The sequence below is a fragment of the Abyssisolibacter fermentans genome, assembly GCF_001559865.1.
GTDB classification, from domain to species: Bacteria; Bacillota; Clostridia; order Tissierellales; family MCWD3; genus Abyssisolibacter; species Abyssisolibacter fermentans.
The window spans coordinates 44,951-61,732 of sequence record NZ_LOHE01000069.1 but is presented as its reverse complement, the minus strand read 5'-3'; the positions used below and the strand labels follow the sequence as shown (position 1 = coordinate 61,732).

Below are 16,782 nucleotides of genomic sequence, written 5' to 3'. Positions count from 1 at the left end.
TAAAGTTATCCACATTTTTTATATTTTAGTTTTGCAACAACCTACTACTAAATATCTTATAAAATAATCTGAAATTTATTTAATCCTCTATATAACAATATTTATTTATAAAATCATATTTATTTTGAATCAAAAGACTTTTCTTGTAATTTTTCAACTTATCAAGAATATCTACGTTATCCTCTTTCTTAACATAATATCCTTGTAGATATAAACCATCTAATTCAGTTGTATAAAAGCAAATTAAAGCATCAAGAGGAGATTCTACAATTGGTTCTTGATTGTCGTTAAAAGAAGTATTAAGTAACACTGGAACGTTAGTTATTTTTTCAAATTCATCTAATAAATCATAAAGCAATGAATTATCATTTTTATCTACCGTCTGTATTCTTGCAGTACCGTCAAAGTGTACTACTGCAGGTATTTGTGTTTTAACTTCCTCGATCACATTTTTTGCAAACAACATAAAAGGACTTGTATCATTCACATCAAAAAATCTGTTTGCCTTATCTAATTTAACCACAGGAGCAAATGGTCTAAATATTTCTCTATGCTTAACTCTTTTATTTAAAATATCTTTATTTTCTATTTTTCTTGGATCACATAATATACTCCTAAATCCCAAAGCCCTTGGTCCATATTCAGATGATCCTGTAAACCATCCAACTATGTCTCCTTTTGATATTTTGTCTGCTAATTCTTTATTAGTTATTTCAATATAATTTATATTAAATCTATCAAGTAAATTTTGTATCTCTACCTTTGTATAAGAAAATCCTATTGCAGCACTCTTCATCCTGTATCTACTGGATGATTTTAATATTTTATTATATCCATACAGTGCTGCTCCCAAAGGTATACCTGAATCATCAGATGCAGGCTGAATCCATATATTTTTGAACTTGCTATATCGTTTTATTTTTTCATTTGCTACACAATTCAATCCTACTCCACCAGCTATACATAGATTTTCACAAGGATTCATTTCCCATGCTAGATTTACTAAATATAACATCTGTCTTTCAGCCTCTTTCTGAATATCGAAAGCTACTCTAGAATATATAGAATTAAGAATATCCTGTTTATTGTCACAAATTTTTACCTCTGTTTTTAGCAAAAACTCTGTATCTGTTTCATCCAAGATATGATTATAATTAAGATCTATACCACTTCGAACTGCTTGCAGCTTATTTGAAAGATCATTTTCACTATATTTTCCACCATATGCTGATAATCCCATTGTTTTCCCAGCAGACCCAGTTCCTTTAAAACCAAGAATATTATTTGTAACAGCCTCATATAAAGCTCCAATCCCTCTCTTATAACTTCTATCTAATAAATTAAAATCTGAACCTTCGGCTGCATATATACTCTGACTTTCACCTTCGTTACCAGAAGCATCTACAACTAAAATGGTTGCTTTATCAAATGGTGAACAAAAATAAGCTGATGCTCCATGACAATCATGATGATTAATAATATGTACTTTTTTATCTGGCCATTTGAAAGATTTACCTATATATGAATCATATCTGCTACTATCAAATTCGCTTTTAAAATCAAAAAATGTCTGTAATTTATACACATTTCTTCTATGATTAAAAACAATTGCATCTAAATCATCGATTCCAATTCCTGCTTGTTCAAGACATGTCCCAATAGCAAATATAGGGAATTTAGTAGTGTGCTTTACTCTATTTAATCTTTCTTCTGATATCGCCATTAATTTAACAACTCCATCTGAATCATCAACTATTGCAGCACCTGTATCATGTCCAATTACCTTTAGACCTAAAACCTTCACTTTTTTCACCCCTCTATCTCAAATCATATTTCAAAAATTTTACTTATATTTTTTTGCTCTATTGTACTATTACATTCCAATTCTATTAGAGTTCTATTTATTTTCTGCCACTCATCTACACAACAATTATCTTTTATACTACAAACACTACAATTAGGACATGATGGAAATCTAATTATCTTATCAAATATATTATTGTTCTCAATATTATCTACAAGTAATTTATATATATCTTGACTTAAAATCCCCTTTAATATAATAAAAATATCTTCATTTGATACATCATTAGCTTTATTTCTAAGATATATTAGTAAACCTATAAAATAATCACTACCCTCTCTAGCTAAAACTCTTTCGTCTCTAACATAACTTTGTAAATATTCAAATGCTTCGTTGTATTTTTTCTGGTTATACAATATATAACAAGCATATAATTTGCTATTAACTTTTCCCTTTATTAGATAATTATTAAAGCAAAGATTGAATGACTTGACCAATCCACCGCTATTGTCTGAAATTTTCACCATATTAATTTTTTTTATATTATCTAGTAATATGTTTGAGTTTTCAAAGTTACCTTTTCCTAATTTCACTAAATATTCAGTTAGTTTTTTTTCTTTTATTCTAAAATCTATTTCTTCACTAAACAAAGATTTAGTTTCTGATATTCCGGGAATATATATACTATAAGTTGGAAATCCTAGGTAAGAACAGTCTCTAATATATATATTGAAATTTTCTTTTACTAATAAATTTTTTATATATATTAATGCTTCTGTGTTTGATATGTTTTCATTTTTAAATGCTCTTAGATAATTTTTACTTGCAATCTCGTCATGAAAAATTGTTATTGGATGAAGTCCACTGCAAAAACAGATTGATTTAATCCATTCTTTATAATTAAGCAAATAACTTGTCTTATCTTTTGGTGCTGCTTTGAATAAACTATCATCATAATAGTTTATAGGTAACATATAATTATTATCAAATGTATTATTAAAACTTTTCCCCTGAAATATTTCAGTAATACATCGCTGCAATGCAATGTCTAAATTCGGATCTGCACCTATAGAGAATAAATATTTTGTTCTCTCAGGGTTAAGTAGTATTATACCTACTACAGGATATTTACAATCCATTGTACAATCTTTTACTATAGGCTGATATCCCAGTTCAATTATTTTTTTAAGTAATAAATAAGACTTAAATTTTTGTAAATGAATAATAGGAATTGTAGGTACTTTTTTATGTTCTAAAAAAATCTTTTTATGAACATATCTTTCTAATATCTCAGATAATCCTTGCACTATTGCTTCAGCTGGCGAATTTCCTGCACATAAACCATTTGTTCCTGTTAATAATTTAATTAACCTTATCGGAAGAAACTTAACATTATTTTTATGAACATTATAATATGGTATACAAATTCTATATTCTTTATTACCAAGTAGTAATTTTATTATTTCTTCATAGCTTGCATGTTTAGAAGCAATATTCAAAATATCTTGTGCATCTTTTTCGATTTCTTCTATCTCAAATACCTTCCCATCACTAAAGTAAGATTTATTGCTAGATTTTTTAGTGAACATTTTTTTTATTAATACCCCAGTTTGAATTCTTTCCATGAGTTCACCATATGCACTTGCCATTGCATATTCTCTACTTAATCCTTTTCCATTAGTACCTACTCCTGGCAATCCATCTATTTCCAATCTCAATGAGTACCACTTGTCTTCAAATTCAACTACATCCTTAACAGAAGTACTAACGCCAATGTTTTTTAATATATCCTTTACTATTTGAACTGTTTTTTCTGGACTCAGATCTTTACGATTCCATTTCTTATCTTCCCACATATACATCTACTCCTTTAAACAATTCGCTTATACCTATATCAGTAAAGTCTTAAAAATACTCTCTATTTAGTATTAAATCTAATACTTCTGGCTTTTTTTCTTTAAGTTCTACAAATAGTGAAATAATTTTCTTTACTGATTCAACAGAATACATACTACTTTGACATATATTCATATCAGTTGAAGTATAACAATTGTACAATGAATATATATTATAAACACACTTTCCTCCACAAAATCCTACTATGAAACAATCTTTACATGAATGTCTTTCACTTAAAGATACTTTTCTTATATATTCTCGCCGCTTTATAAAATCAATACCATTGATTATATCTCCAATTTTAAACTCATCATTATTAATAAATCTATTACATGTATAAATATTGCCAATTGTTGAAAATGCAACATCATTTATTCCTCCATAGCAAGTTACATATTTAAACCTTGATTTATTTATATTATCTATTATTAAATCAATACTATCTAAGAATTTTATATTATTAATATCAGTATTTAATAAATGATTTCTGTAAAAATTAATTACATCATCTTCGTTATTTAATAATTTACTATGATATTCATTTTTAATAGATCTAATGTCACTGTTTATAACAGGTTGATATTTTATATACTTAAATCCTAAATCTATGCAACCTTTAATTTTCTGGACAGCACTTTCTTTATGAGGGTAAAATGTAATTGCTACTATAACATCTTCATTTCCTAAATAAATTAAGGATTTATTTATTATTTTAATCAATTTATTATATTGTTCATTATTTTTAAATCTGCTTCTGTTATGTTCAAAACCAGGACCATCAATACTTATTTTTATCTTAAATTTATATTTTTTAAAAAATTTAAGCATCTCATTATTGATTAACAATCCGTTAGTTGATAATCTATATACTACTGTTTTATCCTTCTTATTTCTTTCCATGGATTCAACAATAAACTTTATTACTTCAAAATTTGTTAAAGGTTCACCTCCACCAACAAAACGAATACTCATCAAATCTCCAAATATATCATCTTTACAAATCATATCAACTATTTTTTTAGCAATATCTTTACTTAAAAAAACTGAATCAGTATTTATTTCTTTCCTAGCTTTCTGAGAATAGCAATACTTACACCCCAAATTACACGTAAGACTCGGAACTATATTTATTAAATGAAATTTCTTTTTTAAATACCTATCTAATAGTTCTTCATCTGAAATATCTACTGAAAAAAAGTCTATTTTATTATCAAGCTCTTGTAGCTTGTCTAAATAATAATTATAATTCAAATTTTCATGTCGCTTGATATTATTCTTTTCTGTCAATTTTAAAAAGTCATACATTTCTTTATCTATATGATATATATAGAAATTATTCTTATTAAATAAATAATATTCGTTCCTCTCTTCAAACCAATAAAAATTGGTTTTAACCTTTTCTAACAAAAAAACATCTCCTTATTCAACAAATTCTCTCTTGTTATAAATATTATTAATAAATCCAATATCTTTTTGTGCAATTTTAAATGTATAATATATCAATTTCTCAAATAATTTAATTTTGATATTGCAATCATACTGTAAGTAATTATCTAGTATTTTGCTATTCTTATAATTATTAAAATAGCAACCACCATTGCAATAATTTAGTATAGGACAATTTACACATCTATCCATAACATTATAATTTCTGATAGTTTTAATTTTTTGTCTGTTTAATCCTTTTTCTACATTTCCAATGACATATTTTTCATCACCAATAAATCTTTGGCAAAAATATACATTTCCAACGTCATCATATGCACATGATGCTATACCTGCTGAGCATCCACATAATGAATTCAGAGGCGCGAATAAAAATTTGATAAAAGAATCTAGCAAATTAACGTAAATTTCCTGACCTAAATTCATTTTAATATTTATAAAATTCAACATTTTTTCATACTCATTTATAATTTCATCATATTTTTCAACTAAAATATCAGGTACTCTTTTTTCATAAAAATCATTATTACAAACAAATTGAACGTAAAAATTTCTAAATCCAACTTCATATGCATGTTTCAAATTTTCACAAAAATTTATATTGTAATAATTATTAGTAATTCCAGCTGTTAATAACTCATTAGGATAGCATTTAAAAACTTCTTTTAATTTTTTTATTAATACACAATAAACATCTTTATATTTAGCAGATTTCCTATAATAATTGAATATTTCTCTATTACCATCAACACTTATTTTTATTTTTGTATTACTATCATTCATAAAACTTAATTTATCTGAATCTAAAAGCAATCCATTTGTTGATAAATAATAGTTAAATGTCGTATTTTCATTAAATCTATCATTGCTACAATAATTTATTATTTGTTTCATTAATTTATAATTTAATAAGGGCTCTCCTCCAAAAAAACGTATCTGAAAATCTGTTTCTGTTTTTCTTTTATTTTTTATCATCATGTCAATTAATTTCTTTGACATAGAAAAATTCATTTTCACAGGTTTGCTCTCTTGATAACAATATCTACACTTTAAATTACACGCATTAGTTAAAAAGAAATATGCTTTATTGTGATACATATAATTTTCTAAGTTAATAGAAGCATTCGCTTTATAATTATCCAAATTATTTAACAATTCTTTTATATCTTTTATTGATAAATTACTTGTTTTGTATAGTTTTATAGAATTATTATCCTTAATAAAAGTAGATACTAAATAACCTTTTTCTTCTAAATTTTTCTCAATTAATAAAATTTTCTTTGTCTTAATATGATATATAAATAATTTATTTTCTCTTTCAAAATAATAAAGTTTTTTATTCAAATTATAGTAATCAAGTGATTTTACATATTCTATAATAGATACCACTACTTACATCCTTTCTACTAAGTTGAATAATTCTAAGGACTATACCATCTTGAACTTTACAAAATACATAAATAGTACTATTTCAAAAACTATGATGATATAGTCCTAAGTAGGTATATCATCTTTTAGCATCCATGATGACATATCTGTTCTTCTTGATTATTAACTTTTGTCTTTTCTGAAAATTCCTCGTCAATTTTTTTTATAAGTTCTTCTTTTTTTATTGGATTTTCTTTTTCTTTCTCTTTCATCTAAATCACCTCCTTCTAATATATATTTTTATTAAACAATCACAAAATACTATAATCAAGCAATATTATTCTGTAATTGTTTTCATAAAATAGACTTCAACAATTCTAAAAAAGTAAAGCAATATTAAAAATATAGTTAAACTAAGATTACAGTTCAAATTTTTTGTTAATTTTATCTTAAGAAATATATAAAACTTGGATTTTGATACAACAGAGATGGATTTTAGATTGAACTAATTTACTTATAAGCTGAATTTTCGTTAAGATAAGTGATATGATATAGGAAATAATACTTCAGAAAACAATTAAATACTTCAAATATAATTTTTTTGACTGTTTTCTGGTATTCATTACATTTCAAAATGGGTAAAATAATTTGTTTGCTGCAATATCATCTATAGCTACATTATTTATTTATTTATTTAAATTCTACACTTTCTCTTAAATACCTTGTAAAATTTATACTAAACTAAAAATATTATTCATTTTAAACTGTTCGTAATTCTTTTGAAGTCAGCAATTTTAAAATCAGAAATTAGACTTCTGCTACAGCTTTTATTAGCTTTACCCTTGAACTTCACTTGCTTTTCTATTAAACTAATATAATTAAGATAGATATTTTACTAATTCTAAGGGAGAGATACTAATGGGTAATTTAGATTTTATTTATAATAGACATAGTATAAGAAAATTTTCACAGCAAGATGTTCCAATGAAAGATTTAAAAAAAATACTTGAAGCTTCTACTTATTGTGCTTCAGCTAAAAACGTTCAAAATTGGCATTTTGTTGTTGTAAAAAACAAAGAATTAATTGAAAATATAGCTAAAGCTATTGAGCAAAAAAACTCCGAAATAGCAAATCAATTAAACGATGAGTCACAAAAGCTAGCGTTTACTAAATTTGTTAGGTTTGCAACCTTTTTTAGAAGTGCTCCAGTAGCAATACTTGTTTATGCTAGCTCTTATACTCCTACTGGCCTTGAAGAATTGAAAGCAGTCAATGGTTATGAAGAAGAAATCAATCATATACTAGAAATGTCACCTCAAATGCAAAGTATTGGCGCACTCATAGAGAATTTATTATTAGCAGCTACAGAAATGGGATATGGAGCTTGCTGGATGACAAGTGGCAATTATGCTGCTAAAGAGATATCAAGTACAATTAACTTTGAAAAAAAGGGATTTTCCCTAGCTGCCATAGTTCCAATTGGAGTACCAAATTCACCAATTAAAAGCCCCGGAAGAAAGCCAGTTGATGAAGTAATATCAGTGATTGAATAGTTATATATTAAAGTATATGTTCTCTACCATCTTTAACATAAATAGTATCAAAGATAAATTAGTCTGAACGTATTAAGCAAAAGGGATGTCTCAAAGTAATTTTGGGTCATCCCTTCATAATCTGTTTCATAGTTATAAAATGTTAAAGTCCAATAATTACAGAATTGTCGTAAAAATCGTCTCCTTCTGGTAAAATGCTACACATACAAAGACATTTAGGTATAAAAGCAGTAGTAGTATTTATATTAGCTTTTTTTATTAATTTTTTCATCAAATTCACCTCCTTTTTTAGTTAAGTTATGACTAATGCAGTTTTCTTTCGTATACAATTAATTATTCACATGTTTGATTATTCAATTAGTAATTTTGTTCCATTTTTCTATCTTTAATGCTAAAAAATATAAAGGGACTGACTCAAAATATTTTTTTGAACCGCCCCTTATATTTGTTTCAATTTGTGCTATGAATCCCACATTAAAATAATTTTTTTAATACTTTTTCTGAAAAAATATTATTTTATAATTATTTCTCAAAACAATTACTATTGATAATATAAAAATTCTTTCTATATTAATACCTGCACCTATTATTGAAAAATAATTATTTCTGATACCACTAAACCCTAAAAATGCAATGCAAAATAAAAATGCTCCAAACAATACTTTTGAAAATTTAACTTTATTTTCTTCATAAAAATATTTTATTTTAATCAAATACCAAAATACTTTAGTTAAAAGTACACTTACACAAAATCCTGCAAGCAAACCAAAACAAAAATATATTGTTTCTATACGTGCTAATTTATATGTATAAGGAATACTTTTATATATAATAAAAATAAAATAAGAAATAAATATCATGTTACCTAATATTCTTTTTACTTTTTTGCTATTTTCCATAACTTAGCCTCCAGAATAGTATAATAGCAACTCAAGATAGTTACCTATAAATATATTTCAACTATGATTTTATAACCAATCCTAACATTTTTGCAAAGTCCACTGCCTGCATAGGAGAGACTATTGCTCCTTTAATATCTTCTGGCCTTACACCTAACCCTTCAACGTTGGAATTACTAAGATCTATCCCTGATAGGCTTGTTCCTGACATCTGACTCATTTTAAAGCTACAATCACTAAACTCTACCTTTGTAAACTTACTGTTTTGAAAATTACTGTTTTCAAATATACTTTCTTTAATAATAACTTTCTTCATTTGTGCAAAGCTCAATATAGCAAATTTGCCATTACATTGTTTTATGATGGTATTTTGTAGTATTGCTTCGCTTAGGTTTATACCCATGAGTTTACAATTGATAAATTCCACCCTATGTATGATTGACCTACTAAAATCTATATTTGATAAATCACAGTTTTCAAATCTAACATCTGTTAGCTCAAGTGCATTTAGTTTTATATTTATAAAATCAACGTTTTTAAAAATTACTCCTTCAAAGCATACTCTGTCAGCTGCTTGATTTTCAATTATACTGTTTGATACATATACATCTTCAAATACATCTTCGTCATTAATAACACTAATTTCAGTGCAAATACTATCAATTTCTTTTATAAATTTGGGTTTTACTATTTTAAGTTGTTCTCTCTTGCTATTCATTTTTTCTAAGCCTCCTGTATTGTCTCATGAATAATTGGTAAATACTACTAATGATTTATGATTTATTTATAAGTCCATTATAGATTTCCAGTAGTTCAATCATTTTATCTTCATCTCCTCCTCTATCGGGATGATATAATTTCGCAAGTTCTCTAAATCTTTTTTTAATATCAGCTAATTCTGCATCAAATGGTAAATTCAATAACTGTAATAAATGAGGATCATACATACTAGTCATAGTCAACCCATTATCTAAATAGTTTTGATAATAAACATTGAAAAAATATTCATCAATAACATTTTTATATTCTTGTTTACTCATTTTCATTAGCTTATCCATGCAATATTTTACATCCGTACTATCAGCATTTTTTGTGCAGAAAAACATATCCCATACCAAATTTATTTTTTTATTCTTAATGGGAATGTTCTCAAATCTGATTTTAATCTCTAATTTTTTTAATTTTCTAAGTTTTTTCTTTAATTGATTAATATTAATCACCTACTAGAAATCTCAAATTATTAACATACTAGAAAATAGCCTAATCTTACATTCATATTTTATTTTATAAAATACATCTAAAACAACTACTATATTTATTCTATACTTTTTCATAAAATACCTTGTGAAAATTATACATTAGATTAACTAATTTTAAAATATATCTTCTATATTTTTAAGGCATCATTAACAATTCTAATAAGTTTTATAACCTCTGTATTTATATAATATAACATGTTTTAAATATAACAGTATCTTTTTAAAAAAGTTGTCATTTAACATTTTATTGTCATATTGTATAATTAAAATAATAACAAATGTTATATACATAGAAAATTTCTATTTTCTTACAGTTTTCTATGATTGGAGGGAGAAATCAATGGTTAATTATAGAGATATACCTTTTAGTGAGATTTCAATTATCAAAGATGTGTGGGAAAGAAATAGAAAGTATCATGAAAAAATATCAAAATATTTTAAACATCTTTATTCAGATATTGTTTTCGAAGACAGAATAAATGGATTCAGCTCCTTCGATAAAGATCATATAAAAATAACACTAGCTGAGGATGCTGAAAGCTTAAAATTACTTGGCTACTGTATTTCTACTTTTGAAGGAAATCAAGGTGAGCCACAAACTCTCCATGTTGTTGAAGAAGCACGAAACAAAGGAATAGGTAAAGAACTGATGAACCGCCATATAAAATGGCTAAAAAGTAATGGCTGTGACAATATCACCATTACAGTTTCTTACGATAACATTAAAACTATTGAATTTTATCAAGCTATGGGCTTTAGACCGAACACTATCGAAATGAGGTTAAAATAAATTATTCTATTTTGTCGCTTACTAATCCAAAAAATAATCTACTCAAAAGAAATCTCTTTATAACTAATTTTATCATCAAATGAGCGCATAAATAATATTTCAAATAATATAATTTCAAATTCGTTGAAACCTCTTCTTTTCTTTTCTAAACACAGATAATGCAACACTGTGAGTAGTTTCATTTTCTAAATAACTGTGAAAAGCTTATTAAACAAATTAATAGTTGTCTTAAGGATTATTTACATTCTAATGAATAATAAGTTGTAATTTCCCACACTATAGAATTCCATGAAATTTTAAACGTTGTTTTTTGAAAACATTGATGTTTGCAATATCTTAAATGACTTTACTTTACGCTCAGTTATTACATGATTAGCATCAATATTTCCAATTAAAATTGGTGATTTATCATTATGCTTTTTCATATTTCTCATTACTACGCTTTGATTTGCATTAGCATAGCAATACACACATCCATTACCACAACAGTCATAAGCACCAATGTCAATACTTTCAATACAACCACAATCATGGCGTTGATTAACATCTTTTTTTGCTTTAATGGGACATCCAATAATATTTTCAATCATAGCTTTATCTATGCATGATGCATGGGTTATACCATATTTACTTAAGTCCTTAACCTCTGAACATGTTGATAATTCTATACCATATGATTTCGCAATTTTAGAAAATCCATCTGCTATTTTATTCATATTTATATCACTAACTTCAGATTCTACAATCCCTTTAGTTCTATTTCTAATTTTTGCATACAAATCAATAAAACTGAAAATGCACTTATTTGTATAACCTCTTAACATGTTGCACATTTTGCCATATGTATCTATATGATATTGTACCGAAAACTTTTCATTTATAATAACAGGATCATAACGCCAAACCACACGATGCGGTCCTATTTTATCACTCAATCTTCTAAAAGTATCTACAACTACATTTTTTGGTGGTAATCCCTTTTCTATATTTTTACCATATGGTGTCAGTGTAAATTGAAAATAATATGAATACTTCATAGCATCAATAATGTCTAATTTATCTAGCATTGGCTGAGCATTTTTAGTCCAGAATACAATACAATCTACAACTTCTGGATTTAAAATAATCTTACTGCATTGCTTACGATTCCATGGATTTTTAACATACAAAAAACCTTCTTTCAAACGATTGATTAACCACTCTGAATAATATGCTGGTATATCTGTTCTCCTGCTTGCACTAATTATCATACTAAATCACCACATTTACTATTTTTCATGAGACTAGTCTATTCATTATTGTAAAAAATATCACTATTGAATCACTATCTACGTTTCATATTACGAATCAATGTTTTTGTTTCTTTATTGACTTTTAGTGATTCAGTTATTTTTTGCAGTGCTTTGTTATATGTAAAATCATCTAATTTATTATTCTTTAGATACTGCATTGTTGTTTCAGGAAATTTGACAAAACAGATAGATACAGCCCACGCAACTGCCATTTTAACATAATATCCTTCATGCTTTGGCTTATCTAATAATTGTAATACCTTTGCAATATAATCTTCTTCTATATAATAAACAATTAGCATTACAATGCCAAAACGCATTTCAAACTCTTGTTTTGAAGATAGATAAGGTCTAAGATATTCCCAAACACATTCCTTATTTGTTTTCGTAAATTTTAATCCGCTACAAAAGCTATCACAAACAGCCCAGTTATCAATTTTAGGCACAAATTCAGTTACATAATTAAGTAATTCTTCAATATCAGCAGCTGCATAACCTATAACCATGCCTTGCAGCATAATCTCTTCAAAATACTCCTCTTTTGCTATCTTTAAATACTCGCGCCAGTTACCTTTAGCTATTTGTTTTGCAAGTTTTCTTAATAACGGAAGTCTAACTCCTATAATGTTGTCATTATTAGGGCATAATTTACTTTGAAACTTTTTATATTCTTCATCTGCCAGCTCAAAAATTCGTTTTCTAATTGTAGTATTCTCCATATATTCTCCTTATAAAATTCTAAACTGTTTTTACTATTTAATTTTATCATATATAAACTCTTATTTATTATAAGTTTTTATATTATTCAAAGTTATACGAATAATCAGGATTAAAATATATATGATAACATCCCTATTTTCAATAATTATAAATCTAAAATAGGGATGTTTTAATAGAAAATTTAATTATATTTTATATAAAATTCTTTACAATCATATAAGTAGATGTAGACGTAATCAAAAATAACACACTTCCTATAAGTAAAGCTTTCATTCCTTTATTTTTAATGCTTTTGAAATCTACAGAAAGTCCCATAGCCACCATTGCCATTAATATAAAAATCGAACTCAATTTAGTTAATATTTTTAAAATATTAGCTGGTATAATCCCAGTAGAACTAACTACTCCAGCAATAATGAAATATAGTACATACATAGGAAATTTAGTTTTTTTACTACTGCCATTACCTTTATTATAAATTAGTCCTAAAATCAAAGATACAGGTATAAGCATCAAAACTCTTCCCATTTTCACAAAAGTTCCTATTTCTCCTGCTGTATCTCCTCTGGCAAAAGCAGCTGCAAGAGCATGTGCAACTCCATGTAAAGATAAGCCTGACCAAATTCCATATTGAATATTACTTATACTGCTAGTTACAGCTATTGCTGAATAAGCTAAAACTCCAACAGCCCCTAAAAAACTAACTATAGAAACTGCTACAACTGAATCCTCATCATCCGCATTTATTGTAGGCGCTAAAGCTACTACAGCAGATGCTCCACATATACATGAACCAACTCCGATTAAAGTAGCTAACTTATTTTGAGCCTTAAATAGTTTTCCTAAAAGTGCTGCAAGCAATAAAACACTAGGAACAAAGATTAAAATTATCAAAATAACCTTAGGTCCTAATTTTAAAAGAGAATTAAAATTAAGTTTAAAGCCTAACAATACTATACCAACCTTTAATAGTTTTTTAAGAGAAAATTTTACCCCTTCTTTAAATACTGTTTGAGTCTTTATTGTATTGTTATAAATAATACCAATAATAATTCCTATAGTTAGTGCTTCTAAATTTATAACATTTTTTATAGAATCATTAATGTACATTGATAAAACAGAAACTATAAATACAAAAACAATTCCTGGTACCATTTCTTTTATCTTTTGCATATTAATCACCTCTCTCATATGAATTATATCAGAGCTTTTCTATAAAATAAAATTATAATTTATTATGATACTATAATTTTTCGTTATAGTTAATTATAAACTTTAAGGGGGTATTAACCCCCTTATCAACAAATTTCTATACGATTGAATTAAAACAAAATTCCATAAAGCTACTAAGATAATTATTAACACTTCCTAGTAAATATACAAAATTAAATTCTCTATTAAATTTAACTTCATTAAACTCATTATTCTTTATAGGTAATGTTTTTATAACACCTAATTTCAGTTCTCTTTCAATAGCTGCTTTTGATATAATTGTATATCCCAAATTTGCTTCTACAAGAGCTTTTATAGCATCTATACTTCCTACTTCCATATAGATATTTAAATCATTTAAACTATATCCTTCATCTAGTAGAGTATTTTCAAAGTATTTTCTTGTACCTGAACCTTCTTCTCTTAAAATAAGTTTTCCTGAAAGTATATCCTCTAGTTGAATATATTTTTCTTTTGAAAATTTATGTTTAGGCGAAAAAGCTAATATTAGCTCATCTTCCTTTAATCTTTTATATCCAAATTTTTTTCTATCAAAAGGTCCTTCCACTAATCCTAAATCTATTTCTTCTCTTAATAGTTTTTTTAATATTTCTTTTGTATTGTTCACAGTTAGTATTATATCTATATTAGGATAACTCTCCTTGTATTTACCTAAAATTTTTGGCAGAACATAACCACCTATTGTTAAAGTTGCACCTATATTATAGTTTTTTACTACAGATGATTTATTTTTTAGCTTCTTGCAAATTTTTCTTTCCTTTATCTCCAACTCTTTAACATATTGTAAAAATTCCTCACCTTCCTCTGTTAGATCTATATTTCTTCCTTTCTTTTTGATGAACTTAACTCCATAATGTTCTTCTAAAAATTTAATATGCCCTGATACAGCAGGTTGAGTTAAATTAAGAATTCTCGCAGCTTTTGTATAATTTTTTATTTTAGCAACTGTAAGAAAAGTTAATAATCTGGATTCTAACATTTTTGTCTCCTAAATATGAATTTTTTTATTATTATAACATTAATTTGTGTCTTTGTATAAATGATAATACTAATTAATCTTAACTATAAGTACATCATAATAATTTTGTTATATTGTATTATAATCTTAGGTATAGAGGATGTAAAAATGTACTATACTATTCCAAGTTTTTGGAGTGATTTTACATTTAAATCGTATGCTTTTTAATCTTTTTATGGTAAAGATAAATTTGTTATAACTCTCTAATATGTGAGCTCTCATAGTTCTATTTTGGTTATTTTAATAAAAAATGGAGTAAATCAGTCGTACCCAAATTGCATACAAAATTGATTCACTCCAAATATTTTTCAACTATTGATATCACTTAGTTATTTAATATTTCAATTATTTAACAGTAAAATCATTATTAATTCATATGTTTTATAATATCTTTAAAACGAGGTAAAGTATAACTATAAAACTTTTTATATGATTTACAAAAATAATTAGTTGATAATCTACCGTCAATTATTGGTTCTTTGTGCCTTCGGCATCCACTTCGACAAATCTGTTTAAACATACATGCTTGACAAGTTTCATCTATCTGAAAAGATACCTCAGTAAACTTTTTACCTATATCACTATTTAAGATTGTATCAAAATTTGATGTATTGATATTACCCATACGCCACTCGTCCATGACATAAAAATCACACGGATAGACTGAACCATCACTTTCTATCACTGCATTGACAGAACATCTACCTCTCATATCACAGCTTTCTGGTGGATATCCCATAAGCATTAAAACAATGTTATCAAAAAAACGTATACTAATGTGTTTATCATTCATTATATCCTTATACCATTCATCAAATAGTTTACATAAAAAATCTCCATAATCTTCTGGCGTCAGAGAATACACTCTACTCCCTTGAACTTCATTAAACGGATCCAAGCAAGGTATAAACTGTAAATATTTAATGTCATTTTTTTTGAAATGATTATATATCTTTAACGGATGTTTTGCTACCCCTTTATTAACAACACTTAATATATTAAATTCAACTCTATGCTCTTTTAAAAGTCTTACAGTTTTCTCAACTTGTTTATAACTACCTAAACCATTTTTATCAATTCTATTTAAATCATGTATTTCTTTTGGACCATCTATAGAAAGCCCTACTAAAAAATTATGCTTAGCTAAAAAGCGAGCCCAACGAGAGTCAATTATTATACCATTTGTCTGTATTGAATAGCTAACTTTTATGTTCTTTTCATTATATTTATCAACATATTCAATTAGTTTCTCGTAAAATTCAAGTCCAATAAGTGTTGGCTCTCCTCCTTGAAAAGCAAAACCAACATATTGATCCGCATATAAAAATGACTTTTTTACGATATTTTCTAATGTATCTGTAGACATCATTCCATAGCTCTGTACTTCTCTATTCTTAGCTACATCACTGTAGAAACAATATTTGCAATTCAAATTACAATTTCCAGAAGCAGGTTTAATTAAAAGTGTTTGATTCGGCATATATATCACCTCCTCATAAT

General features: G+C 26.3%; 16 protein-coding genes. 2 read left to right on the top strand and 14 right to left on the bottom strand.

All coding sequences use genetic code 11. The annotated features are described in order from the left end of the window. Positions 1 to 79 precede the first annotated feature (79 nt). The 5 genes from AYC61_RS13180 to AYC61_RS22095 all read right to left on the bottom strand — a co-directional run bounded on the left by AYC61_RS13180 (position 80) and on the right by AYC61_RS22095 (position 6,789). A complete protein-coding gene (locus AYC61_RS13180; RefSeq protein ID WP_066503256.1) occupies positions 80 to 1,804 on the bottom strand; it encodes a carbamoyltransferase family protein in 1,725 nt (574 codons plus the stop codon). A 23-nt stretch (positions 1,805 to 1,827) separates the two neighbouring features. After that, positions 1,828 to 3,660 carry a YcaO-like family protein gene (locus tag AYC61_RS13175; RefSeq protein WP_066503254.1) on the bottom strand — a complete coding sequence of 611 codons (1,833 nt, stop codon included), beginning with the start codon at positions 3,658 to 3,660 and terminating at the stop codon, positions 1,828 to 1,830. A 49-nt stretch (positions 3,661 to 3,709) separates the two neighbouring features. Then, positions 3,710 to 5,110, bottom strand: a complete 1,401-nt coding sequence (locus AYC61_RS13170) for a radical SAM/SPASM domain-containing protein (protein ID WP_066503253.1) — start codon at positions 5,108 to 5,110, stop codon at positions 3,710 to 3,712. 12 nt (positions 5,111 to 5,122) lie between these two features. After that, positions 5,123 to 6,538 carry a radical SAM/SPASM domain-containing protein gene (locus AYC61_RS13165; protein ID WP_066503252.1) on the bottom strand — a complete coding sequence of 472 codons (1,416 nt, stop codon included), beginning with the start codon at positions 6,536 to 6,538 and terminating at the stop codon, positions 5,123 to 5,125. Positions 6,539 to 6,663: 125 nt separating this feature from the next. Then, complete coding sequence (locus tag AYC61_RS22095; RefSeq protein ID WP_275935253.1) at positions 6,664 to 6,789, bottom strand: hypothetical protein; 126 nt, start codon at positions 6,787 to 6,789, stop codon at positions 6,664 to 6,666. 646 nt (positions 6,790 to 7,435) lie between these two features. On the opposite strand from AYC61_RS22095, the gene AYC61_RS13160 reads away from it, so the two are divergent. Continuing rightward, complete coding sequence (locus AYC61_RS13160) at positions 7,436 to 8,071, top strand: nitroreductase family protein (protein ID WP_066503251.1); 636 nt, start codon at positions 7,436 to 7,438, stop codon at positions 8,069 to 8,071. A gap of 142 nt (positions 8,072 to 8,213) precedes the next feature. Here the strand turns inward: AYC61_RS13160 and AYC61_RS22090 are convergent, their stop codons facing one another. From AYC61_RS22090 to AYC61_RS21705, 4 genes are all read right to left on the bottom strand, one after another. After that, the gene (locus AYC61_RS22090) at positions 8,214 to 8,342 is read right to left on the bottom strand and encodes a hypothetical protein (RefSeq protein ID WP_275935252.1); all 129 of its coding nucleotides are present in this window, start codon (positions 8,340 to 8,342) and stop codon (positions 8,214 to 8,216) included. A 217-nt stretch (positions 8,343 to 8,559) separates the two neighbouring features. Next, positions 8,560 to 8,970 (bottom strand): hypothetical protein, encoded by a 411-nt coding sequence (locus AYC61_RS13155; RefSeq protein ID WP_066503249.1) that lies wholly within the window; start codon positions 8,968 to 8,970, stop codon positions 8,560 to 8,562. A 61-nt stretch (positions 8,971 to 9,031) separates the two neighbouring features. After that, on the bottom strand, positions 9,032 to 9,688 hold the full coding sequence (locus AYC61_RS13150) for a pentapeptide repeat-containing protein (protein ID WP_066503247.1): 657 nt from the start codon (positions 9,686 to 9,688) through the stop codon (positions 9,032 to 9,034). Between the two features lie 55 nt (positions 9,689 to 9,743). Next, positions 9,744 to 10,190 carry a J domain-containing protein gene (locus tag AYC61_RS21705; protein WP_066503244.1) on the bottom strand — a complete coding sequence of 149 codons (447 nt, stop codon included), beginning with the start codon at positions 10,188 to 10,190 and terminating at the stop codon, positions 9,744 to 9,746. 379 nt (positions 10,191 to 10,569) lie between these two features. Here AYC61_RS21705 and AYC61_RS13140 point away from each other — a divergent pair, with 379 nt between their 5' ends. Beyond that, positions 10,570 to 11,019: a GNAT family N-acetyltransferase gene (locus AYC61_RS13140; RefSeq protein ID WP_066503242.1), complete on the top strand. Its 450-nt coding sequence runs from the start codon at positions 10,570 to 10,572 to the stop codon at positions 11,017 to 11,019. A gap of 296 nt (positions 11,020 to 11,315) precedes the next feature. Here the strand turns inward: AYC61_RS13140 and AYC61_RS13135 are convergent, their stop codons facing one another. From AYC61_RS13135 to AYC61_RS13115, 5 genes are all read right to left on the bottom strand, one after another. Then, positions 11,316 to 12,269: a DUF1848 domain-containing protein gene (locus AYC61_RS13135; RefSeq protein ID WP_066503241.1), complete on the bottom strand. Its 954-nt coding sequence runs from the start codon at positions 12,267 to 12,269 to the stop codon at positions 11,316 to 11,318. 74 nt (positions 12,270 to 12,343) lie between these two features. Then, positions 12,344 to 13,030 (bottom strand): DNA alkylation repair protein, encoded by a 687-nt coding sequence (locus AYC61_RS13130; protein WP_066503240.1) that lies wholly within the window; start codon positions 13,028 to 13,030, stop codon positions 12,344 to 12,346. Positions 13,031 to 13,223: 193 nt separating this feature from the next. Then, a complete protein-coding gene (locus AYC61_RS13125) occupies positions 13,224 to 14,204 on the bottom strand; it encodes a YeiH family protein (protein WP_066503236.1) in 981 nt (326 codons plus the stop codon). 136 nt (positions 14,205 to 14,340) lie between these two features. Further along, positions 14,341 to 15,243 (bottom strand): LysR family transcriptional regulator, encoded by a 903-nt coding sequence (locus tag AYC61_RS13120; protein WP_066503232.1) that lies wholly within the window; start codon positions 15,241 to 15,243, stop codon positions 14,341 to 14,343. A 406-nt stretch (positions 15,244 to 15,649) separates the two neighbouring features. After that, positions 15,650 to 16,762, bottom strand: a complete 1,113-nt coding sequence (locus tag AYC61_RS13115) for an anaerobic sulfatase maturase (RefSeq protein ID WP_066503229.1) — start codon at positions 16,760 to 16,762, stop codon at positions 15,650 to 15,652. Positions 16,763 to 16,782 lie beyond the last annotated feature (20 nt).

What these genes read in the sequence shown, in the direction of transcription:
- AYC61_RS13130 (WP_066503240.1), bottom strand. Translation starts at nt 13,030, where the DNA reads ATGGAGAATACTACAATTAGAAAACGAATTTTTGAGCTGGCAGATGAA.
- AYC61_RS22095 (WP_275935253.1), bottom strand. Translation starts at nt 6,789, where the DNA reads ATGAAAGAGAAAGAAAAAGAAAATCCAATAAAAAAAGAAGAACTTATA.
- AYC61_RS13150 (WP_066503247.1), bottom strand. Translation starts at nt 9,688, where the DNA reads ATGAATAGCAAGAGAGAACAACTTAAAATAGTAAAACCCAAATTTATA.
- AYC61_RS13120 (WP_066503232.1), bottom strand. Translation starts at nt 15,243, where the DNA reads ATGTTAGAATCCAGATTATTAACTTTTCTTACAGTTGCTAAAATAAAA.
- AYC61_RS22090 (WP_275935252.1), bottom strand. Translation starts at nt 8,342, where the DNA reads ATGAAAAAATTAATAAAAAAAGCTAATATAAATACTACTACTGCTTTT.
- AYC61_RS13115 (WP_066503229.1), bottom strand. Translation starts at nt 16,762, where the DNA reads ATGCCGAATCAAACACTTTTAATTAAACCTGCTTCTGGAAATTGTAAT.
- AYC61_RS13155 (WP_066503249.1), bottom strand. Translation starts at nt 8,970, where the DNA reads ATGGAAAATAGCAAAAAAGTAAAAAGAATATTAGGTAACATGATATTT.
- AYC61_RS13125 (WP_066503236.1), bottom strand. Translation starts at nt 14,204, where the DNA reads ATGCAAAAGATAAAAGAAATGGTACCAGGAATTGTTTTTGTATTTATA.
- AYC61_RS13135 (WP_066503241.1), bottom strand. Translation starts at nt 12,269, where the DNA reads ATGATAATTAGTGCAAGCAGGAGAACAGATATACCAGCATATTATTCA.
- AYC61_RS13160 (WP_066503251.1), top strand. Translation starts at nt 7,436, where the DNA reads ATGGGTAATTTAGATTTTATTTATAATAGACATAGTATAAGAAAATTT.
- AYC61_RS13175 (WP_066503254.1), bottom strand. Translation starts at nt 3,660, where the DNA reads ATGTGGGAAGATAAGAAATGGAATCGTAAAGATCTGAGTCCAGAAAAA.
- AYC61_RS13140 (WP_066503242.1), top strand. Translation starts at nt 10,570, where the DNA reads ATGGTTAATTATAGAGATATACCTTTTAGTGAGATTTCAATTATCAAA.